Source organism: Ferrovibrio sp. GW821-FHT12E11 (genome assembly GCF_058806975.1).
Genome location: NZ_JBXAQG010000001.1, coordinates 1,711,602 through 1,732,392, shown reverse-complemented (window position 1 = coordinate 1,732,392; position 20,791 = coordinate 1,711,602). Strand labels below are relative to the sequence as shown.

At 64.2% G+C, this 20,791-nt stretch carries 22 protein-coding genes; 15 read left to right on the top strand and 7 right to left on the bottom strand.

Annotation, left to right across the window (positions count from 1 at the left end):
• Positions 1-15: 15 nt before the first annotated feature.
• A complete protein-coding gene (locus AC1ROT_RS08550) occupies positions 16-594 on the bottom strand; it encodes a DUF3576 domain-containing protein (protein WP_492998414.1) in 579 nt (192 codons plus the stop codon).
• A 129-nt stretch (positions 595-723) separates the two neighbouring features.
• On the opposite strand from AC1ROT_RS08550, the gene AC1ROT_RS08545 reads away from it, so the two are divergent.
• The 3 genes from AC1ROT_RS08545 to AC1ROT_RS08535 all read left to right on the top strand — a co-directional run bounded on the left by AC1ROT_RS08545 (position 724) and on the right by AC1ROT_RS08535 (position 4,776).
• The gene (locus tag AC1ROT_RS08545; RefSeq protein WP_492998412.1) at positions 724-1,617 is read left to right on the top strand and encodes a class I SAM-dependent DNA methyltransferase; all 894 of its coding nucleotides are present in this window, start codon (positions 724-726) and stop codon (positions 1,615-1,617) included.
• Between the two features lie 258 nt (positions 1,618-1,875).
• Positions 1,876-3,150, top strand: coding sequence for a porin family protein (locus AC1ROT_RS08540; protein ID WP_492998410.1), 1,275 nt, complete (start codon positions 1,876-1,878; stop codon positions 3,148-3,150).
• A gap of 300 nt (positions 3,151-3,450) precedes the next feature.
• Positions 3,451-4,776: a porin family protein gene (locus tag AC1ROT_RS08535; RefSeq protein WP_492998408.1), complete on the top strand. Its 1,326-nt coding sequence runs from the start codon at positions 3,451-3,453 to the stop codon at positions 4,774-4,776.
• Between the two features lie 61 nt (positions 4,777-4,837).
• Here AC1ROT_RS08535 and ubiB read toward each other — a convergent pair whose 3' ends face one another.
• Positions 4,838-6,400, bottom strand: coding sequence for a 2-polyprenylphenol 6-hydroxylase (ubiB, locus tag AC1ROT_RS08530; protein WP_492998406.1), 1,563 nt, complete (start codon positions 6,398-6,400; stop codon positions 4,838-4,840).
• A 13-nt stretch (positions 6,401-6,413) separates the two neighbouring features.
• Positions 6,414-7,199, bottom strand: a complete 786-nt coding sequence (gene ubiE / locus AC1ROT_RS08525; RefSeq protein WP_492998405.1) for a bifunctional demethylmenaquinone methyltransferase/2-methoxy-6-polyprenyl-1,4-benzoquinol methylase UbiE — start codon at positions 7,197-7,199, stop codon at positions 6,414-6,416.
• Between the two features lie 48 nt (positions 7,200-7,247).
• On the opposite strand from ubiE, the gene mutM reads away from it, so the two are divergent.
• From mutM to AC1ROT_RS08495, 6 genes are all read left to right on the top strand, one after another.
• Positions 7,248-8,072, top strand: a complete 825-nt coding sequence (mutM, locus tag AC1ROT_RS08520; protein WP_492998404.1) for a bifunctional DNA-formamidopyrimidine glycosylase/DNA-(apurinic or apyrimidinic site) lyase — start codon at positions 7,248-7,250, stop codon at positions 8,070-8,072.
• Positions 8,073-8,225: 153 nt separating this feature from the next.
• Positions 8,226-8,600, top strand: a complete 375-nt coding sequence (locus AC1ROT_RS08515; RefSeq protein WP_492998402.1) for a hypothetical protein — start codon at positions 8,226-8,228, stop codon at positions 8,598-8,600.
• 31 nt (positions 8,601-8,631) lie between these two features.
• The gene (locus AC1ROT_RS08510) at positions 8,632-9,408 is read left to right on the top strand and encodes an enoyl-CoA hydratase (protein ID WP_492998400.1); all 777 of its coding nucleotides are present in this window, start codon (positions 8,632-8,634) and stop codon (positions 9,406-9,408) included.
• 14 nt (positions 9,409-9,422) lie between these two features.
• Positions 9,423-10,592: an ATP phosphoribosyltransferase regulatory subunit gene (locus AC1ROT_RS08505; protein ID WP_492998398.1), complete on the top strand. Its 1,170-nt coding sequence runs from the start codon at positions 9,423-9,425 to the stop codon at positions 10,590-10,592.
• A gap of 114 nt (positions 10,593-10,706) precedes the next feature.
• Positions 10,707-12,002 (top strand): adenylosuccinate synthase, encoded by a 1,296-nt coding sequence (locus AC1ROT_RS08500; RefSeq protein ID WP_492998396.1) that lies wholly within the window; start codon positions 10,707-10,709, stop codon positions 12,000-12,002.
• A 198-nt stretch (positions 12,003-12,200) separates the two neighbouring features.
• Entirely contained in the window at positions 12,201-12,887 is a 687-nt protein-coding gene (locus AC1ROT_RS08495) for a hypothetical protein (RefSeq protein ID WP_492998394.1), read from the top strand.
• Between the two features lie 92 nt (positions 12,888-12,979).
• Here the strand turns inward: AC1ROT_RS08495 and rpoH are convergent, their stop codons facing one another.
• Positions 12,980-13,879, bottom strand: coding sequence for an RNA polymerase sigma factor RpoH (gene rpoH, locus AC1ROT_RS08490; protein ID WP_492972648.1), 900 nt, complete (start codon positions 13,877-13,879; stop codon positions 12,980-12,982).
• Positions 13,880-14,065: 186 nt separating this feature from the next.
• On the opposite strand from rpoH, the gene AC1ROT_RS08485 reads away from it, so the two are divergent.
• Positions 14,066-15,025: a dienelactone hydrolase family protein gene (locus AC1ROT_RS08485; protein ID WP_492998392.1), complete on the top strand. Its 960-nt coding sequence runs from the start codon at positions 14,066-14,068 to the stop codon at positions 15,023-15,025.
• 12 nt (positions 15,026-15,037) lie between these two features.
• On the opposite strand, the gene AC1ROT_RS08480 is transcribed toward AC1ROT_RS08485, so the two are convergent.
• Entirely contained in the window at positions 15,038-16,081 is a 1,044-nt protein-coding gene (locus AC1ROT_RS08480; RefSeq protein ID WP_492998391.1) for an RluA family pseudouridine synthase, read from the bottom strand.
• 22 nt (positions 16,082-16,103) lie between these two features.
• On the opposite strand from AC1ROT_RS08480, the gene AC1ROT_RS08475 reads away from it, so the two are divergent.
• Genes AC1ROT_RS08475 through AC1ROT_RS08465 form a run of 3 tightly spaced genes read left to right on the top strand, consistent with a single transcriptional unit; the run spans position 16,104 to position 17,903 of the window.
• Complete coding sequence (locus AC1ROT_RS08475) at positions 16,104-16,442, top strand: hypothetical protein (RefSeq protein ID WP_492972651.1); 339 nt, start codon at positions 16,104-16,106, stop codon at positions 16,440-16,442.
• On the top strand, positions 16,439-16,867 hold the full coding sequence (locus tag AC1ROT_RS08470; protein ID WP_492998389.1) for a M67 family metallopeptidase: 429 nt from the start codon (positions 16,439-16,441) through the stop codon (positions 16,865-16,867). Before AC1ROT_RS08475 ends, AC1ROT_RS08470 begins: the two co-directional genes overlap by 4 nt.
• A 4-nt stretch (positions 16,868-16,871) precedes the next feature.
• Positions 16,872-17,903 carry a threonine aldolase family protein gene (locus AC1ROT_RS08465; protein ID WP_492998387.1) on the top strand — a complete coding sequence of 344 codons (1,032 nt, stop codon included), beginning with the start codon at positions 16,872-16,874 and terminating at the stop codon, positions 17,901-17,903.
• A gap of 4 nt (positions 17,904-17,907) precedes the next feature.
• On the opposite strand, the gene AC1ROT_RS08460 is transcribed toward AC1ROT_RS08465, so the two are convergent.
• Positions 17,908-18,822 (bottom strand): LysR family transcriptional regulator, encoded by a 915-nt coding sequence (locus tag AC1ROT_RS08460; protein ID WP_492998386.1) that lies wholly within the window; start codon positions 18,820-18,822, stop codon positions 17,908-17,910.
• A 114-nt stretch (positions 18,823-18,936) separates the two neighbouring features.
• Here AC1ROT_RS08460 and AC1ROT_RS08455 point away from each other — a divergent pair, with 114 nt between their 5' ends.
• Together AC1ROT_RS08455 and AC1ROT_RS08450 are read left to right on the top strand one after the other, a co-directional pair.
• Positions 18,937-19,164 carry a hypothetical protein gene (locus AC1ROT_RS08455; protein ID WP_492998384.1) on the top strand — a complete coding sequence of 76 codons (228 nt, stop codon included), beginning with the start codon at positions 18,937-18,939 and terminating at the stop codon, positions 19,162-19,164.
• Between the two features lie 78 nt (positions 19,165-19,242).
• Entirely contained in the window at positions 19,243-20,034 is a 792-nt protein-coding gene (locus AC1ROT_RS08450; RefSeq protein ID WP_492998382.1) for a DODA-type extradiol aromatic ring-opening family dioxygenase, read from the top strand.
• A gap of 4 nt (positions 20,035-20,038) precedes the next feature.
• On the opposite strand, the gene AC1ROT_RS08445 is transcribed toward AC1ROT_RS08450, so the two are convergent.
• Positions 20,039-20,578, bottom strand: a complete 540-nt coding sequence (locus AC1ROT_RS08445) for a hypothetical protein (protein ID WP_492998380.1) — start codon at positions 20,576-20,578, stop codon at positions 20,039-20,041.
• Positions 20,579-20,791: the final 213 nt, after the last annotated feature.

The window sequence follows — 20,791 nt, the reverse complement described above, 5'->3', positions numbered from 1 at the left end:
GCTGCGTTGCCGGCATCAGCGACGCGCTTCGGATTCCATGCGGAATTCGCGGGCCCTCTGAAGGATCGCATTCTCCATGCTGATCGCAGTGTTCTGCGCGGCGGGTTGATCGAGCCAGCCTTCGCCCTGACGCACCTGACGGAAAACGCCGACCCGCAATCCGTCGGCCCGGAGGGCGCGATCGAGAATGTAGACGGTCACCTTGAAGCGCTCGTTCGGGGTCTGGGGCGGGACATACCAGTCGGTGATGATGACACCGCCGAAGGGATCGGCGGAAACCAGCGGCATGAAGGATACGGTGTCCAGGGTGGCACGCCACAGGAAGCTGTTGACGCCGATGCCGCCACCGGAGCCTTCATCGACCTTCTTGGCGCTACCCAGGATGTTAAAACCACCGGGTCCGAACACGCTCTGGCGCTCGCCGCTGGGCGCCGGATTGTAGGTGCCGCCTGGGCCTCGCTCGGGATAATAGGTCTGGGTCTGACCGTCATCGGGCGAAGAGCAGCCGGACAGGGCCAGCAGCCCGATGCAGGCCGCAAGGCCAAGCCGGAGCATGGCTGAACGGATGGAAATCTGTCGATACAGAGTTGCCATTGCGGCAATCCTCCTGGAACGCTTTAAGGCTGCGTGGAATAGCACAATTCCTGCCGGATCGCCAATCGCCCCATGGCGTCTGACGAGGGGGGATTGCCAGTTTTTGGGAAAACCCTTAAAGGCCGTCCGATGACCACAGCCGATCCAGTTATCAGCGCGTTATTCCGCAGGGCTTGGGATGCACAGGTTGCGGGTGCGCCCGAAGCAGCCATCGCGCTCTACCGGCAGATTCTGGCCACAAACGATGATGGTTCAGCCTGGCTGGGGCTGGGTCAGTGTTATCTGGATCTCAAGGATCGTGATCAGGCTTTGCAGGCCTTCCGCAAGGCGTCGGACCTGCTGCCCGACTCGGGTGCGATTCGCCATATGGTCAGCATGCTGGCGGGCGGGGCGGCGCCGGATCGGGCGCCGGATGATTACGTGCTCTGGGTTTTCGATGGGCATGCCAGCAATTTTGACGCGCATCTTTCCGCTTTGGCCTATCGCGGACCGGACATGATCGCCCGACTGGCGGCCCAGGCCTGGAAGGCAGGGCCGACCAAAGCCATCCTCGATCTGGGATGCGGGACCGGGCTCAATGCACCCCTGTTCAGGCCTTATGCCCAACGTCTGGACGGTGTGGACCTGGCCCCGAATATGCTGAGGCAGGCCAGTCGGCGCGGCTATGACCACCTGTACAAGGCGGAAATCCACACCCTTCTGCGTCAGCCGCCGGTACGCTATGACGCCCTTCTGGCAACGGATGTCTTTATTTATATCGGCCGCCTGGATGATATTTTCATACATTCAAATCAAATGCTTAATGAAGGTGGCTCGATGCTGTTCACCATCGAGCTTGGCGAGGGGGCAGAGCCGATCCGGCTGATGCCGACCGGCCGTTTCCGGCAGACGGACCATTACATCCGCGACTGCGCGGCCCGGGCCGGTTTCGACGTGGCCGCACAACTGGATGACACGTTGCGGATTGAGGATGGCGCCCCCGTCCTTGGTCGGGCTTACCGCCTGATCAAAGTGGACTTGTAGCTCGCGCTCCGCGAGGTCAGAACGCTGGTCAAAATTGGCATATCCCTTTGATATAAAAGGCACTATCGGCGAAAAACACAGAATGTGTGGCGGGATTGCAACACCGCCAGCAAAAGCGTGACGGAAATCACTGCTTTTATTGACACCTGGCGGCGCGAAATGGCTTGATCCTCGGCGATCACGCAGCCCGTCGGCTGTCTGTTCATTGCTAGTGACTAGCACTGCAACCCTAATCCCGGTGGGAGAGGAAAGAGGAAAATGAAGAAGACTCTGCTTCTGCAAACTGCGCTCGTTGCCGCTGCCGGCCTGTTCGTGGCCGACATCGCTTCCGCGCAGGTCAAGGCCGAGCCGATCGGTGTCACCGTCGGCGGCTATTTCACCCAGTTCTACAAGGCTCAGGATCGCGGCAACGCTCAGCTCGATCAGCAAACCCAGAGCTTCACGTCGGACGCTGAAATCTGGTTCAACATCCGCAGCGTTCTCGACAACGGCACCGTGATCGGCGGCCGCGTCGAGCTCGAAGCTGCCACTTATACCGACCAGATCGACGAAGCCTATGTGTTCGTCGAAAAGTCGGATATCGGCCGCGTCGAACTCGGCTCGACCGACAAGGTCTCGGGCAAGATGCTGTATTTCGCCCCGACCGTTCTGCCGGGCCACGGCACCACGGTGCATTCGGAATACTCGGCGGCCAGCGCCACGCCGCTGATGTGGTTCGCCAATGCCAACCACGACACGCAGGGCATCAGTCTCTATACCGCTTCGAACCGTTACCTGGGTTCGAAGGCCGGCAAGGGCATCCAGCTCGGCCTGTCGTATGTGCCGGATGGTTGTGAAGACTTCACTCCGTCGGGCACGGTCGCTCCGACCACCATGCCCAGCGCGACCAGCGGCATCAATGGCGGCTCGGGCCGTGGTTGTGGTGGCGGCTTCGGCTCGTCGGCCAATATCGGTCAGTTCTCGAAGCAGTATGTCGGTGCGGCCAACTACCTCGAGACCTTTGGCCCGGTTGATGTGGCCTTGTACGGTGCGTACCAGAGCGGTGCTTTTGAAGTGCTCGTCCCGACGTCGGGTAGTGCCGCAGGCGTTGCCCCCGAGCGTGTCGACGCTTGGCAGTTGGGCACTCTGCTCACCTACAACGTCGGCGACGGCTCGACCGTGCAGCTCGGCGGTGGTTACAGCGACGAAGAACTGACCAAGGCTGCCACGGGCGTTGCTTCCCGTGACCGCAAGGCCTACTCGATTGGCCTGCGCTACCTGACGAACGGTGCCAATGCCGGCTCGATCGGTATCGGTGTGGAAGGTTACAAGCGTAAGGACACCAATACGGTTGTCGGTGCCAGCACTGTGTTCGGTACTGCGGCCGCTACTGGTGACCAGGAGCTCAAGTATTACCAGCTCGGTCTGACCTATCAGATCGCGCCGGGTATCTTGGGCTTCGGTGGCGTGGGCGTTTCCGACCTGGACAATCCGGGCGGCGCTCGTGACAATAAGCAGACCTTCGGCGTCCTCGGCCTCGGCCTGACGTTCTAATACGATCCTTTATCGGATACGGGAAAGGGCGGGGAAACCCGCCCTTTTTCTTTTTGATATGCGGTCTTGCAGGTTTTGGGTGGAGTTATTCGCTGGCCAGCTCAGTGTGACCGCCGACACAGGATCCGTTGCCTTATCGGCAACAGCCGTCAGGAAAAATCCGGCTGTCACGGGAATGCAAAGCATTCGGGCTAAGCCTCCATTGACTTGCAGCGGGCCTGAGGAATATCCCATTACGGTGGCGAATGCCGGGGGGCATTGCTTCGACGCTGACAAGCACATCAAACGCAAGGACCCCGCATGAAAAAGACCTTACTCCTTCAGACTGCCCTGGTAGCGACCGCCGGCCTCTTCGTGGCCGATATTGCTTCTGCTCAGGTCAAGGCCGAGCCGATCGGTATTACGGTTGGCGGTTACATGACCCAGGAATTGAAGTTTCAGGACCGAGACAACAACCGGACCCTGCGTGACACCAATTCCGTTTCCTTCGGCGCTCCCGATGCGGAAATCTATTTCAATATCCGCGCCGTGCTGGATAACGGCTTTGTCATCGGCGGCCGTGTCGAACTGGAAGCGCAGACCGAAGCGGACCAGATCGATGAGAGCTATCTCTTCGTCGAGCGTTCCGACATCGGCCGCATGGAAGTCGGTTCGACCGATCGTGCGGCCTCGAAGATGGTCTATGGCGCCCCCACAGCCATTCCGGGCTACGGGACGATCGATCCGACTGGCTCGGTTGCGATCACCACAGCCCCGACCGGCGCCCGCACCACCGGCAATCTGACCAAGTTTGCCGGTGCGCCGGACGATGCACAGGGCATCAACCTCTATACCTCGGCGAATCGTTATTTCGGCTCGAAGGCTGGTAAGGGTCTGCAGCTCGGCGTGTCCTACACCCCGGATGGCTGCGAAGACTTCAGCCCGGCTGCTACCACATCCCCTACGACGATGCCTGGCGGTACCAGTGGTATCAACGGCGGTTCGGGTCGCGGTTGCGGCGGTGGCTTCGGTTCGACAGTTAATATTGGTCAGATTTCCAGGGCCTATACGGCGGCCCTGAACTATCTCGAGTCCTTCGGCCCGGTCGATGTGGCCCTGTTTGGTGGCTACAATCGCTTCTCCACTGAAGCCACTTCTACCGGCTCCGCTGCCAATGGCTCGGCCACGGTGTTCAAGAATGACGGTCTGAACGGCTACGCGTTCGGCACCACGCTGACCTACAATGTTGGCGATGGTTCGACCGTGCAGCTCGGTGGCGCCTACAAGCATGAAGACACCGGCGTCACCGCTGGTGGCGACGATAATCGCCGCGTTTACACGGCCGGTCTGCGGTATCTGACCGATGGCACCAAGTCCGGTTCGGTCGGTATCGGCGTTGACTTCGCCCGTACCAAGTCCGACCAGGGCAACATCGCCGGTACGGCGGTGGGTGGCGAAGACAAGTACACCTGGTACTCGCTCGGTGTGACCTATCAGATCGCCACGGGCATTCTGGGCTTCGCCGGTGTTGGCCGTTACGAGTATGACGATGCGATCGCAGCCGGCACGCTGGTTGGCGGCACCGCGCAGCTCGACAACAACTCGAAGGCGACCTTCGGCGTCACTGGTATCCGTCTCGACTTCTGATCCAAACCGGATCGGGATCAAGCGAAGGGGCCGGGTAACCGGCCCCTTTTCTTTTTACGGATCAGAGGAACAGGGTCAGCACCAGCAGGGCGGCAATGGCCCAGAGCGCCCAGAGCAAGGGGCGGCGCCGACGGGCCTGTGCTGCCGCCTGACTTTCGGCCAGCGCGAGAATGCTGGCAGCACTCAGATGCAGGCCTTCGGCTTGTGCCGTCTCGACCAGGCTTTCCAGATCGCGCGCGACCTTGGGCAGGCGTTTGGCGAAATCGACCACCATGCCGGCTGCTTCACTCAGATAAGCCTCCGGCCCCATATTCTCGCGGGCCCAGTCCTCGATCACCGGCCGCGCCACTTCCCAGAAGTTGATCGCCGGATCCAGGCTGCGCGCCACGCCTTCCACTGTCACCATGGTCTTCTGCAGCAGAAGCAGATGGGTCTGCGTCTGCATGCCGAAGGTCTCGGTGATCTGGAACAGCTGCGCCAGCAGGCGGCCGATGGAGATTTCGGTCACCGGGCGGTCGAGGATCGGTTCGCCGATCGAGCGGCAGGCCTGGGCGAAGGCGTCGACGCTGCGATCGGCCGGCACGTAGCCAGCCTCGAAATGTACTTCCGCGGCGCGACGCCAGTTTCCTGTCAAGAAAGCCCCTAGCATTTCCGCCATGAATCGGCGGGTCTTCAGGTCGAGCCGGCCCATGATGCCGAAATCAACCAGTTCCAGCCGGCCGTCAGCGGCCACGAACAGGTTGCCGTGATGCATGTCGGCGTGGAAATAGCCATCGCGCAGGGCCTGCTTCAGGAAGACGCGGATGACGCGCTCGGCCACCATTGTGACATCGATGCCGGCGGCCACCAGGGCGGCGCGATCCTCGATGGCAATGCCGCTGATCCGCTGCACGGTCAGCACGCGGCGCGCGGTGCGCTGCCAGTCGATGGCTGGCACGATGACATCCGCATCGTCGAGGAAATTGTCGCGCAGTTCGGATGCTGCGGCGGCTTCCAGGCGCAGATCGAGTTCGATGGAAACCCATTCGCGCAGGGAGTTCACGACATCACGGGGCCGCAGGCGCACCATGCCTGGTTCGTGCCGCTCGACAGTCTCGGCGATCCAGGCAAACAGCGCCAGGTCGCGGGCGAAGGCCGCTTCGACGCCAGGCCGCAGCACCTTTACGGCAACGGGCAGGCCCTCGCTGGTCTCGGCCATATGCACTTGCGCGACACTGGCGGCGGCGACAGGCTCGGGGTCGATATGATTGAACAGCCGTTCGATCGGCACGCCGAGTTCGGCTTCGATCTGCGCCTTTGCAACAGGCCAGGGAAATGGCGGCAGCTTGTCGCGCAGACGGCCCAGATCCTCGGCCACCGGTCCGCCGACCACATCGGGTCGCACCGACAGGACCTGGCCCAGCTTGATATAGCTTGGCCCCAGATCGCCAAGTGCCGCAGCCAGTCGTTCGCCTGGCCGCAGACCGGGGCGACGGCGACCGAAGACAGCCTGGAACAGCTTCAGCGCGACCTTGCTGCCGCGCGGCGTCAGCGATGATTCCTGCAGCAGGAACAGCGCATCATGCCGGGCGAAGCTGCGACCGGTGGCAAACAGGCGGAACAGATGGCGCAGATCGGTCAGCACGGCAGCAAATGCGTCAGATACGGTAGGCCGAATGGAGCGCGGCGACGCCACCGGTCAGATTGCGCACCGCAACCTGGCCGAAGCCGGCCTCGGCGATCATGGCGGCGAAATCCTCCTGGTTCGGGAAGCGGCGGATGCTTTCCACCAGATAGCGATAGGATTCCTCGTCCTTGGCAACGATACCGCCGATCCTGGGCAACAGGTTGAAGCTGTAGATATCGTAAATAGCGGCCAGGGCCGGATTGCGCACCGTGGAGAATTCCAGGCAGAGGAAGCGCCCGCCGGGTTTCAGCACGCGGAAGGCCTCGCGCAGCGCCGCATCGATATGGGTCACATTGCGGATGCCGAAGGCGATGGTATAGGCGTCGACCGAGCGATCGGGCAGGCACAGATGTTCGGCATCCATGCAGGTCCAGTTCAGGCGCGTCAGCCGGGCCTGGTCGATGGCGCGATTGCGGCCCTGTTCCAGCATCGCGGCGTTGATGTCTGCCACCAGCACCTCGGCTTGTGGCGCGCGGTCGAGAATGCGAAAGGCGATGTCGCCGGTGCCGCCGGCCATGTCGAGCACGCGGATCGCGCCGCGGGGGTTGAGCCAGTCGATCATGCTGTTCTTCCACAGCCGGTGCACGCCGCCTGACATCAAGTCGTTCATGATGTCGTAGGAGCCGGCGACCGAGTCGAACACGCCGCGCACCAGACCGGCCTTTTCGGTTTCGCGCACGGTGCGGAAGCCGAAATGGGTCTCGTCGCCGGGAGGATTTCCCGGGGCATTTCCGGGCGTCTGGCCTGTCTGGGTCATGGCGGCAGACCATAGCCGAATTGGGCCGGTAACGGTATAGAGACAGGCATGCCTGAATTACCCGAAGTGGAAACCACCCGCCGGGGACTGGCCCTGAAACTGGAGGGCCGGCGCATCACCCGCATCGAGGCCCGCCGGCCCGATCTGCGTTTCCCCCTGCCGAAGAATTTCGCCAAATCCATCCAGGGCCGGCAGGTCGAGGCATTGGAGCGGCGTGCCAAATACATCCTGATCCGCCTGGAAGGCGACCTGGTCTGGATCATCCATCTCGGCATGTCGGGCCGCATGGTAATGCGGCAGGGCTGGCCCAACGATATCGGGCCGCACGATCACGTCATCTTCGGCACCGATGAAGGCTGGGCCGTCACCTTCAACGATGCCCGCCGGTTCGGCATGATGGATCTGGTTCCGGGCAAAAAGCTCGCGGCCCACAAACTGCTGGCCGGTATCGGGCCGGAGCCGCTCGACGAGGCCTTCACGGCTGCGGTTTTGCTGACTGCCCTGCAGGGCAAGAAGGCCCCGATGAAGGCGGCCCTGCTTGACCAGACCGTGGTGGCCGGTCTGGGCAATATCTATGTCTGCGAGGCGCTGTTCCGCGCCGGCATCCATCCGGAAAAGCTGGCCGGCAGTGTGAAGGCCGACAAGCTGCACAAGCTGGTGCCGGCCATCAAGGCCGTACTGGCCGAAGCGCTTGAGGCCGGTGGCTCCAGCTTGCGCGATTACGTGCAGTCGGATGGCGAGCTGGGCTATTTCCAGACCCGCTTCCGCGTCTATGACCGCGAGGGACAGGCCTGCGTCACCTGCAAGGCCAGCGTCCGGCGCATCGTGCAGTCCGGCCGCTCTACGTTTTACTGCGGGAAGTGCCAGAAATAGGGTTTTTCGGCCCGGATTCGCGGCCTGATTCCACCCGCCCGGGGCTTCCAACCGCCGGCCTGATCTGCCAAATTCCCGGCCATGTTCCGCCCCGGCTGGAGGTTTGTCCCGGTCCCGGCGCTAGCTGCACTTTTCGTCCTTGGCGGCCCTCTCTTGAGCGGCAGCGTCATGGGTGGTCTGGAGCTGGCGGGGATTCGTGCAAGTTTCTCCGAAGCCCTGATTGGCGGTGCCCGGGCCGCGGCCAGCTTCCTTTCGATTGCCGAGGACGTGCCGTTGATGCCGGGCCTGGCCGAGAATGCCGATGCCGCCACCGTGTTCGACAAGCCGACCGGCCGGATCGGCAGCACCGAGGCCAAAGGCAATGTCACCACCGCTGCCGTCCGGCAGTTCTATGCCGCCACCCTGCCGCAGCTGGGCTGGCAGGCGGCCGGGCCTGAGCAATACCGCCGCGAGACCGAACGACTGAAGATCGGTTTTGCCGGCCGTGATGGCGCGCTCACCGTGCGCTTCGAACTGCTGCCCCAGTAGTCCAAGAAAGTCCAATCAGAGGAAACCCGTCATGGCTTACGAGAACATCCTGGTGGAGACGCGCGGCTCGGTCGGCCTGATCACGCTGAACCGCCCAAAGGCGCTGAACGCCCTGAATGCGCAGCTGATGCAGGAGCTGACGCGTGCCGTGGATGCTTTCGAGGCTGACGATGCGATTGGCTGCATCATCGTCACCGGTTCGGAAAAGGCCTTTGCTGCCGGCGCCGATATCAAGGAAATGCAGCCCAAGACCTATATGGACGTCTACAAGGAAGACTTCATCACCCGCGACTGGGAGCGCGTGGCCAGGTGCCGCAAGCCGGTGATCGCGGCCGTGGCCGGCTATGCCCTGGGCGGCGGCTGCGAGCTGGCGATGATGTGCGATTTCATCCTGGCCGCCGATACCGCCAAGTTCGGCCAGCCGGAAATCAATCTCGGCACCATCCCGGGTGCAGGCGGCACACAGCGGCTGACGCGCTTTGTCGGCAAGTCCAAGGCGATGGAAATGTGCCTGACAGCCCGCATGATGGATGCCGGCGAGGCCGAGCGTGCCGGCCTGGTCAGCCGCGTGGTCCCGGCGGCCGAGTTGCTGAATGAAGCCTTCAAGGCCGCCGAGAAGATCTGTTCGTTGTCGCAGCCGATCGTGATGATTGCGAAAGAATCGGTCAATCGTGCCTATGAAACCACGCTCGCCGAGGGTATTCGCTTCGAGCGCCGCGTCTTCCATTCCACCTTCGGGACGGAAGATCAGAAGGAAGGCATGAGCGCTTTTGCTGAAAAGCGCAAAGCCAGTTTCAAGAACAAGTAACGGATACAGACACCATGGCTCCGCGCGGACGCAATCCTGCGAATGACGGCGAGACGAGTGCAGCCGCCGGCCTGCTGCCGGCTGGTCTGCGCGACGTGCTGCCGCCGCGCGCCGAAGCCGAAGCGCAGGCGAGCGAGAAGCTGATCGCCAGCTTCACGGCGCAGGGTTATGCCCGCGTGAAGCCGCCGCTGATCGAGTTCGAGGAAACCCTGCTGGAAGGCTCGGGCCAGGATCTGGCTGGCCAGATGTTTCGCGTCATGGATCCGGTGTCGCAGCGCATGATGGGCCTGCGCACCGATATCACGCTGCAGGTGGCACGCATCGCCGCTATCCGCATGCGGGATGCGGCGCGGCCCGTCCGCCTGGCCTATGCCGGCCAGGTGCTGCGCGTGCGCGGCACGCAGTTGCGCCCGGAGCGCCAGTTTGCCCAGGCCGGCGTCGAGCTGATCGGCTCGGATGCGCTGGCCGCCGATGTCGAGGTTGCCGTGTTGGCGGCCGAAGCCGTGGCCGCGCTGGGCGTGACCAACCTGTCGCTCGATATCACGCAGCCCTTGCTGGCGCCGGAGATCATGGCGGCCCATGGCCTGGAGCCGAAGCAGGCGCGCACCGCCCGCCGCGCGCTGGACCGCAAGGATGCCGCCGAACTGAAAGAGGTGGGCGGTGCCGCGGCGCCGACGCTGCTGAAACTGCTGGCGCTGGCCGGTCCGGCCCGTGCCGCGCTGGATGGCCTCAAGGCGCTGAAGCTGCCCGAGGCGGCCGCGAAGATCGTGGCCGATCTGGATGCGCTGGTGCGCGAAGTGACGGCAGCGGCGCCGGATCTGCTGGTAACACTCGATCCCGGCGAGTTCCGCGGCTTCGAATATCACACCGGCATCGCATTCACGCTGTTCGCCCGCAATGTGCGCGGCGAACTTGGTCGTGGCGGCCGCTATACCGCGCCGGCTGGCGAGACGGCCACCGGCTTCACGCTCTATCTCGACAGCGTCATGCGCGCCCTGCCGGCACAGGCAGCATCGCCGCTGGTTTATCTTCCCTTCGGCACGCCGCGTAGCGCGGCGGCGAAACTGCGTCGGGATGGCCATGCCACCTGGGCAGCGTTGCACGAACAGGCCGATGTGAAAAAGGCGGCCAGGGCCGCCGGGTGCAGTCACTGGTGGGACGGCAAGGTCGTCCAGCCGCTTTGAGTATCTCTCGTCGTCATTCCCGCGAAAACGGGAATCCAGGGGCCATGTGAAAATCCTCTGGGTCTCCGCTTCCGCGGGGACGACGAATGTAAACTGGAATTAGAGGACTTTACGATGAGCAACGTTGTGGTGGTCGGCGCCCAGTGGGGCGACGAGGGCAAGGGAAAGATTGTTGACTGGCTCTCCTTGCGTGCCGATGTCGTGGTGCGGTTCCAGGGCGGTCACAATGCCGGCCATACGCTGGTGATCGGCAACAACGTCTACAAGCTGTCGCTGCTGCCCTCGGGCATCGTGCGCAGGAACAAGCTGGCTGTGATCGGCAACGGCGTGGTGGTCGATCCCTGGGCGTTGTTCGCCGAGATCGATAAGCTGCGCGCCCAGGGTGTCGAGATCGGCGAGCATAACCTGAAGGTCGCCGACAATGCCTCGCTGATCCTGCCGCTGCATCGCGAGCTGGATGGTCTGCGCGAGGATGCCACCGATGGCGGCGTCAAGATCGGCACCACGCGCCGCGGCATCGGCCCGGCCTATGAGGACAAGGCCGGCCGCCGCGCCATCCGCATCTGCGACCTCGCCGATCCAGCCACGCTGGCGGTCAAAGTCGACGGGCTGCTGGCGCATCACAACGCGCTGCGCCGCGGCTTCGGCGTCGAGCCGGTGGATCGCGCCGAGCTGCTGAAGCTGCTGGCCGAGATCGCGCCGAAGATCCTGCCCTATGCCGCGCCGGTCTGGCGCGACCTGGACGAGGCTCGCCGCGCCGGCAAACGCATCCTGTTCGAAGGCGCCCAAGGGTCGCTGCTGGATGTCGATCACGGCACCTACCCTTACGTGACCTCGTCCAACACCATGGCGGGTTCGGCTTCGGCCGGTTCGGGCCTGGGGCCGGGCTCGCTCGGCTTCATCCTCGGCATCGTGAAGGCCTATACCACCCGCGTCGGCGAGGGTCCGTTCCCCACCGAACTGACCGACGAGACCGGCCAGTGGCTGGGCGAGAAGGGCCATGAATTCGGCGTGGTCACCGGGCGCAAGCGCCGCTGTGGCTGGTTCGATGCCGTGCTGGTGCGCCAGACGGTCAAACTGAACGGCATCCATGGCATCGCCCTGACCAAGCTGGATGTACTGGATGGCCTGAAGGAACTCAAGATCTGCGTCGGCTACGAGGTGAACGGCAAGGTGCTGGATTACTTCCCCGCCGGTATGGGCGACCAGGCCGCCGCCAAGCCGGTCTACGAGACCCTGGAAGGCTGGAGCGAAACCACCCGAGGCGCGCGGAGCTGGGTCGATCTGCCGGCCACCGCGGTGAAGTATGTCCGCCGGATCGAGGAGCTGATCGGCGCCCCTGTGGCGCTGCTCTCCACCTCGCCCGAGCGCGACGACACCATCCTCATGAAAGACCCCTTCGAGGACTGATCGGCGCGGCAGCCATCATTGCCGTTTTCCGCGAATAAGTGCGAGATATCGTCGGGACGGCGGGTAGGTCCGCCGTCTAAACCCGCACCAGTGGCGGGTAACGTTACCGACTCTTAATGTCGCGTTATTGAGCCGTAACCTGCCGCTCTGCGCCAGCCGGGTGGAAACTGCCGCCATCGCGTTCGTACGGAGGGCGGCATGCTCAGGACCCAGGAAGCAGTTTTGTACGGTACCGACACCGGCGGCATGGCCAGCCTGTGCGAAGCGATCTGCCTCGATGTCGTTGAAGTGGTGGATGCCAGCCGCGTCAGCATCTGGTTTTTTGACGACAAGGGCGACCTGATCTGCGAGCGCCTGCTCGATTCCCGCGATGGCCGCTTCCAGCAGGGTGCGGTGATCCCGCGCTCGGCGACCCAGGCCTATATCGACGCCGCCGGCCAGGGCCTGGCCGCCATGACCACCGAAGATGCGCCCACCGAGGGCAGCGCTGCCGATGTCAAGGCGCGCATCGATCTGCTGCTGGTCGACAGCCAGAACCAGCCGGCCGCGATTTTCCGCTGCGAACGCTCCAGCGGTGGCGATGACTGGCGTCCGCGCGACATCACCATCCTGCGCAACCTGGCGCAGACTCTGGCCGCCGCCGTGCGCGAGCAGGGCCTGCGTCATATCGACCGCGAAATGCTGGATGAACTTTCCGTTGCCGGCCTGTCGGAGATGGGCTCGGTGAAACAGGACCTGTCCTGGCTGCGCCGCGGCTCCGAGCCGTCGATCTGGCTGCAGTCGGTGGACGGCACCCATGCCTTCGATGCACTGGGCCTGCAGGCGCCGCTGCCCAATCTGGACATGGATGCGCTGTTCGACAGCGACGAGGACGAAGCCTTCTGAGTCGACTTTTCTAACGACTCTGTATGCAGGGCCGCGTCACAAGAATTGTGGCGCGGCCCATTGTTTTTTTGCTTTAGAGGCGAAATCCGCCGTCAGGCCTGGGCCGTGATGCCCTGTGCGGCGGCAGAAGCGCGCACGGCTTTCTGCAGCTTCTCGAAGGCCCGCACCTCGATCTGGCGCACGCGCTCGCGGCTGATGCCATAGCGTGCCGACAGGTCTTCCAGCGTGGTCGGTTCCTCGGTCAGGCGGCGCTGCATCAGGATATCGCGCTCGCGCTCGTTCAGGGTCGCCATGGCGGTGGTCAGCATGGCCTTGCGGCTGTCGAATTCATCACCTTCCACCAGGCGGGTTTCCTGGTTCGGCGTTTCGTCGACCAGCCAGTCCTGCCATTCGCTGCTGCCTTCCTCGTCGCCGCGCACCGGCGCGTTGAGCGAGCTGTCGGAGCCCGCCAGACGGCGGTCCATGGTGATGACCTCTTCCTTCGAGACATCGAGCTGGGTGGCGATCTTCTCCACCTGGTCGGGCGTCAGCTGGCCGCCGTCGATCGCCTTCATCTGGCCGCGCAGGCGGCGCAGGTTGAAGAACAGCTTCTTCTGGGCCGCCGTCGTGCCGATCTTCACCAGCGACCACGAACGCAGGATGTATTCCTGGATCGAGGCGCGGATCCACCACATGGCATAGGTCGAAAGCCGGAAGCCCTTGTCGGGATCGAAGCGCTTCACCGCCTGCATCATGCCGACATTGCCTTCGGAAATCAGTTCGCCGACCGGCAGGCCGTAGCCGCGATAGCCCATGGCGATCTTGGCCACCAGGCGCAGATGGCTGGTCACCAGCTTATGCGCCGACTGCACGTCGCCATGATCGCGCCAGGATTTGGCGAGCATGTACTCTTCCTGCGGCTCCAGCATCGGGAAGCGGCGGATTTCGGCGAGATAGCGGGCCAGGCCGCCCTCGACGGAGGACAGGGCTGGCAGACTGGCAGTGGTCGACATCTTGGAAACTCCCCCGGCCGGACGATCACCCGGCACTGGTTCAGATTTGGGTGCCTTGTCTTTCATTTGCAATGAGGAAAGCGGCCAAATACGGCGAAAGTGCGACAGCGGAAGCCGGTCCGGATGCCGGCTCGCCGCCTTTGTGATAGTGCTCACAGGGTTGACGCAACCTTAAGGGAGGGGCGCATGCGGGGCGGACTGGCCGTGGTGCTGACAGTCGTATTCGGCCTGACGGGACCGGCAACGGCGCAGGTCAAGGAAATCCTGGAATTCCAGGGTCCCTCCCGCGCCGGCGGCATGGTGACGGTCAAGGCCGACCTGTTCCTGCCGGAAGGCAGCACCGGCCGGGTGCCGGCCATGGTGATCGTCCATGGCAGCGGCGGCGTGAGCGATGCCCGCGAATATGCCTATGCCCGCGAGTTCATAAAGATGGGCGTGGCGGCGATCATCCCGGATTCCTTCACCCCGCGCGGCGTGAAGAACACGGTGGTGGATCAGGCCCCGGTGCCGGCCATCGACATGGTCGCCGATGCCTTCGCCCTGCTGAAGGTCGCCGTCCAGCATCCCCGCCTCGATCCGGCCCGCATCGGCATCACCGGATTTTCCAAGGGCGGCAGCGTGGCACTGCGTACGCCGATCCTGGCCGTCGCCGACCGCTTCGCGCCGGCAGGCCCGCGCTTTGCGCTGCATGTACCTTTCTACCCGGGCTGCGACACGCATTATGCCAATGTGAAAACCACCGGTGCGCCGATCCTGGTGCTGATCGGCGGCGCCGACACCTATGCCGGCACCCAGCCCTGCCTGGATTTCGCCGCCAAGATGAAGGCGCAGGGCGCCAATATCGACACCGTCGTCTATCCCAATGCGCAGCATAGCTGGGACAGTACCGGCAGGCCGTACAGCATCGCCAATGGCGAGAACAACAGCCGGTGTGTCTATGTCGAGCAGGCCGACCGCAGCTGGGTCGAGCAGACCTCAGGGATCACCACGGCCGGTCCGGGTGGCAGGGCGATCGAGGGCGCCGCCCAGAAGGCGGCGGCCGTCTGCCGCAGCCGCGGCGTGACCGGCGGGCCCGATCCGGATGCCAGGGCGAAATCGCTCGAGGCCCTGAAAGGCGCGGTGCGGACGGCGTTCGGGCTGAATTAGCGGGGCCCGAACTTAACGGGGCGTATTGCGCTGGGTGGAGAGCAGCTTCAGCAGCGTGGCGAAATCCGCCGGCAGCGGGCTTTCGAACCGCAGGGCCTTGCCGCTCACCGGATGGCGGAAGCCCAGAGTTGCGGCATGCAGGGCCTGGCGGCGGAAGCCGCCCAGGGTGGCGCGGGCAGCATCGCTGAGCTGGTAGCGCTGCAGGTTGCGGGCGCGGCCATAGGTGGGGTCGCCGATCAGCGCGTTGCCGCGGCTGGTCATGTGCACGCGGATCTGGTGGGTGCGGCCGGTCTCCAGCGTGCAGCGGACGAGTGCGCAGACCGGCTGGCCCTTGCCGTCGAAGATCATCTTGCTGGTGGCGTAATGCGTGATCGCCTCCTTGCCGCCGCGGGTGACGATGGCCATGCGCTTGCGGTCCTTGGGGTCGCGGCCAATGGCGCCCTCGATGGTGTCCTGCAGCGGATTGGGATGCCCCCAGACCAGCGCGTCGTAACTGCGTTCGATATCGTGTTCGGCGAAGAGGGCGGCCAGCGCGTGATGGGCGCGGTCCGTCTTGGCGGCAACGACAAGACCTGACGTATCCTTGTCGATGCGATGCACGATGCCCGGCCGCTTGACGCCGCCAATGCCCGACAGGCTGTCGCCGCAGTGATGCAGCAGGGCGTTGACCAGTGTGCGGTCGGGGCTGCCGGGCGCGGGATGCACCACCAGGCCGGCCGGCTTGTCGACGACGATCAACTGGTCGTCCTCGTAGACGACATTCAGTGCGATATCCTGCGCTTCCGGGATCGCGGCCACGGCGGCCGGCTGGCCTACGGCATAGACCTCGCCCGGTTTGATCTTGCGCGAGGGGTCGGTTATCGTCGCCCAGCTTTTGCCTTCGGCAAGCTGCACATGGCCGTCGAGGATCAGCGACTTGAGCCGCGAGCGCGACAGCGAGGCCTCGTCGGCATCGGGCAGCAGTGCCATGGCGCCGGCGAGATAGCGGTCGAGCCGTTCGCCGGCGATCTCCGACGGAACAGGCGGCAGGCTTTGCGGGGCGGACAGGTTTGACATTGACCGGGAAAGTTGGAGCAGGATGAGCGAGGCGCCGGAACAGACCCTGAAGATACGGTGGCTGAAGGCTGTCGTCATCGGTCTGGGCGTCATCTTCGTCGGTCTCGCCACCCTGCTGATCGTGCTGATCATGACCGGCGGGCCGAAACGTACCGCCACCACCCCGGCCGCGCCGCGTAATGTGGCCGTCGAGGACATGGTATTCAGCCTGCCGAAGAACAGCCGGGTCGCCGATGTGCTCAGCACCGGCAACCGCATCGTGCTGCGGGTCCGGCTGGCCGACGGTACCGAGCGGCTCTACGCGCTGGATGGCGAAACGCTGAAGCCGCTGGGCAGCATCACGGTCCAAGTCGAGAAATGACACTGCGCCTGACGCAGACCCAGGTGGCGCAGCTGGCCGCCCTGGCGGAAGCCGCCTTTCCGCGCGAGGCCTGCGCGCTGCTGGTCGGGAACGAAGACCTGCAGGTCAGCGAGATTGTTCCGGCCGGTAATCTGGCCGCCAAGCCCGACCGCGAATTCGAACTCGATCCGGCGGTGCATGTCGCCGTGCTGCGTCGCCTGCGCGACTCTGGTGGAACCAATCGCGTGATTGGTCACTGGCACAGCCATCCGAACGGCCGAGCCGAGCCCTCGGCGCAGGATGCGGCAATGATTTACGATCCCGCTCTGGTCTGGCTGATCAGCGCGGTGCAGGATGGCCGGACCGGTGCGCCGCAGGCCTTCAAGCCGGTGCCGGCTGCCAACGGATTTTCCTTTCTTCCCCTGACGATCGAAACACAGGACTAGCCTTATGGATTTTCGCAGCGACAACGTGGCCGGCGCGGCGCCGGAAATTCTGGCAGCCCTCACCGAAGCCAATGCCGGCACGGTCTCGTCCTATGGTGCCGATCCGTGGAGCGTCGAACTCGATGGGGCCTTCTCGAAATTGTTCGATCATGAGTGCAAGGTGTTTCCGGTCGCCACCGGCACGGCCGCCAATGTGCTCTCGCTCGCCTGTCTCAGTCCCGGCCATGGCGCGATCTTCTGCCATCAGGACAGCCATATCGTCACCGACGAATGCAACGCGCCGGAATTCTATACCGGCGGCGCCAAGCTGGTGACCCTGCCGGGCGCCGAGGGCAAGATTGATCTTGCGGCCCTGGATGCCGTGCTCAGTCTGGGCTGGGCGGGCTCGCAGCATAATGCGCAGCCGGCCGCCATCAGTATCACCCAGGCGACCGAGGCCGGTACGGTTTATTCGCCCGATGAAGTGGCCGCCTTTGCCGAGCGCTGCAAGGCGCACAAGATGCATCTGCATATGGATGGCGCGCGCTTCGCCAATGCCGTTGCCGGTCTGAACTGCGCGCCGGCCGATCTGACCTGGCGTGCCGGCGTCGATGTGCTCAGCTTCGGCGCCACCAAGAATGGCGCATTCGCCGCGGAAGCCGTGGTGTTTTTCAAGCCCGAGCTGGCCGACAGCTTCCTCTATCGCCGCAAGCGCGGCGGCCATCTCTTCTCCAAGGCCCGATTCCTGTCGGTGCAGCTCATTGCGATGCTGAAGGATGGCCTGTGGCTGCGATTGGCGCGTCAGGCCAATATGCGGGCGCGCGAACTGGCCGAAGGCCTGGGCAAACTGCCCGGCGTGCGTGTCGTCGGTCCGGTGCAGGCGAATGAAGTCTTCATCACGCTCCCATCTGCTGCGGCCGATGCGATGCGGGCGCGCGGCGCGCTGTTCCACACCTGGAGCGAGGCCGACGGTCTCTATCGCTTCGTCTGTTCATTCGACAAGACCGAGGCCGACACAGCAGCGCTGGTGCAGGCGGCCACCGCTGCCCTGGCCTGACGTTTCAGTCGGTCATCAGCCAGGGCGGGTGCGGCGCGAAGCGCTCGACCAGATAGTCGGCGAAGGCGCGCACTTTTGCCGCCAGATGCTTGCGCGCCGGATAGACCACGTGGATCGGCCGCAGGATATCGGCGGTGTGATCGGTCAGCACCGGCACCAGCTGGCCATCTTCCACCGCCTGCTTGATGCCGAAGTCGGCGGCGTAGCATAGGCCCACCCCGGCCAGCAGCATGCGAAAGATCGCATCGCCGTTGCTGCTGCGGAAATTGCCCTTGATCGGCAGGCGCATGATGCTGCCATCGGCGCGGCGGAACGGCCATTCATTCAGGCCTTCGGGTCCGTCGAACAGTAGGCAGTTGTGACGGGTGAGATCGGCCGGCGTCTGCGGCGTGCCGTATTTCTTCAGGTATGATGGCGCGGCACAGATGATGCGGCGGTGTTCGCCGAGCTTGCGTGCGATCAGCGTCTCATCCTGAAGCTGGCCGCTGCGGATGCCGAGATCTTCGCCCTCGGCCACCAGATCGACGATCTGGTCGGCGAAGGTGATCTGCACATCCACCTTCGGATAGCGCGCCAGGAAACCGGGGAGCAGCGGCACGATCTGCGTCATGCCGAAGCCATGCGCCACGTTGATGCGCAAAGGCCCGCGCGGCTCGGCTTCGGCGCCGCCGACGCTGGATTCCACCGCATCGATATCCGCCAGGATCTCGCGCACCTGATCGGCATAGACGCGGCCCTCGGCGGTGAGGCTGACCCGCCGCGTGGTCCGCTGCAGCAGCCGCGCGCCCAGCCGGTCTTCCAGGCGCGAGATCAGCTTGCTGACAGCCGAAGGCGAGAGATGCAGCACCTTGGCGGCCTCGGTGAAGCCGCCCTGATCCACCACCTGCATGAAGCCCTGCATTTCGCCATAGCGGTCCATGAAATGCCTATTTGTGAATTTCAGTCATTAAATACTGACATAATTCCATATTAATGAAAAGTGCAGTGCAGCATACAGTGGAGCCATCAGCCACCCAGCAGAGGACGGCCTCCCATGACCAACCTGATGACCGACATCGACAAGCGCTTCACCTTCGCCGATGGCTTCCCGCCGGTCCGTTACATTTCCCCCGACGAGATGGCCTATATCCGCGCCCGGGCCGTGACCCTGCGTTCGGAAACCAGCCGTGCGCTCTTCCGCATCCTGGCGGTCAAGGTCGCGACCCTGTTCCGCAGCCGGCCGGATGCCTGGGCCGGCGGTCCCGCGGTCACCGCAAAGTAACGTCTTGCGGGGCCGGCGCGGCTGACTTAGGTGAAGCGCGGCGCAGCGAAACCGCTGCGCAGTGCGGAGTTGCCCCTTATGTCGTCACCTGCGTCGATGCCGGCCCTGTTCATCAGCCATGGTTCGCCCATGCTGACCCTTGAACCCGAGCGTGCGGCGCACCGTTTCCTGCTCGGCGCCGCCCAGAACTGGCCGAAGCCGAAGGCGATCCTGGCGATTTCTGCCCATTGGGAAACCGATGCGCCGGAAGTGGCCGCCACGGCGCAGCCCGCCACCATCCACGATTTCTACGGCTTCCCGCCGGCCCTGTATCAACAGGCCTATCCGGCCCCCGGTTCGCCGGCGCTGGCCCAGCGTGTGAAGACGCTGCTGGAGGCTGCCGGCATCCCGACCCGTCTGGATCCTGAGCGCGGCCTGGATCACGGCGCCTGGTCGCCGCTGCTGCTGGTCTATCCCGAGGCCGATATCCCGGTGTTGCAGCTCTCCCTGCAGCCAGACCTCGGCACCGAGCATCATCTGATGCTGGGCCGCGCCCTGGCGCCGCTGCGTGACGAAGGCGTGCTGATTATGGCCACCGGCTCGCTGACCCATAACCTGCGCATGCTGGATCGTCGTGATACCGGCCCGATCGCTGACTGGGCGCAATCCTTTGCGGACTGGATGGCCGGCCGGCTGGCGGCGCGCGACGATACGGCGTTGCTGGATTACCGCCGCCAGGCACCCCATGCGGCCATGAACCATCCGACCGACGAGCATCTGCTGCCGCTGTATGTGGCGCTGGGTGCGGCGACGCCGGGCGTCAGTGCCGAGCGCCTGCATGCCAGCTTCGCCCATGGTTCGCTGTCGATGGACAGCTATCTGTTCCGCTAGGGGCTCAGCGCCCGAGGTCGGTGAGCAGCCGCACGATCACCACGTCCATCACCACCACATAGAGCATCATCGCGGACAGGATGATGTAGCGGTGGATGTCGCCGCTGGTGCTGGATTTGAGGCGCAGGGCGGTGCGCGCGAAATTCGAAAAATCGCGGATCAGGTGGCTCATTTTTGCATGTTCGTGATGCTGCCAGGCCTGCAGCATCAGCAGCACGCCAATGCTGATCAGGCCGACCAGCACCAGGAAGCCGGCGACGAACCGCGCCACGTCCTGGGCGAAGGGGATGGCCACGCCGATGGCCACCAGGGCCAGCGCCAGCAGGGTGAAATATTCCAGCACACGCCATTGCTGACCCTTGGCGAAGAGGATGTTGCGGGCGGCTTCGTCATACAGCAGCCGGTATTCCGCATGGGTCAGGTCGTCCAGATCGCTGGCTTCGAGCTGCTCGACAGCCGCTTCGGTCGCTTCGCCGGCCACTGCCGGTTTGGGGGCCAGGGGGCGGGGCGGCGCCCCGACAGGCTTTTTCGGCGGCATGCTCATGCGGGCAGCCTAGCGCGTCTGGCGTTGTAAACGAAGCGGCGTTCGGGACGGCGATTCGGCTCGGACGGCAGGGTCCGGAGGTCCCGGCAGAAATTGCCGGCCGGCAAAGGCGGGTGGGGTGCTGCACCAGCCGGCTTTTATAAATCTGTTATAAATCAATATATTAAGTGCTAGTTCGGAGTTGGCCCACGGCTTGCTTATTAGGGACCGTCG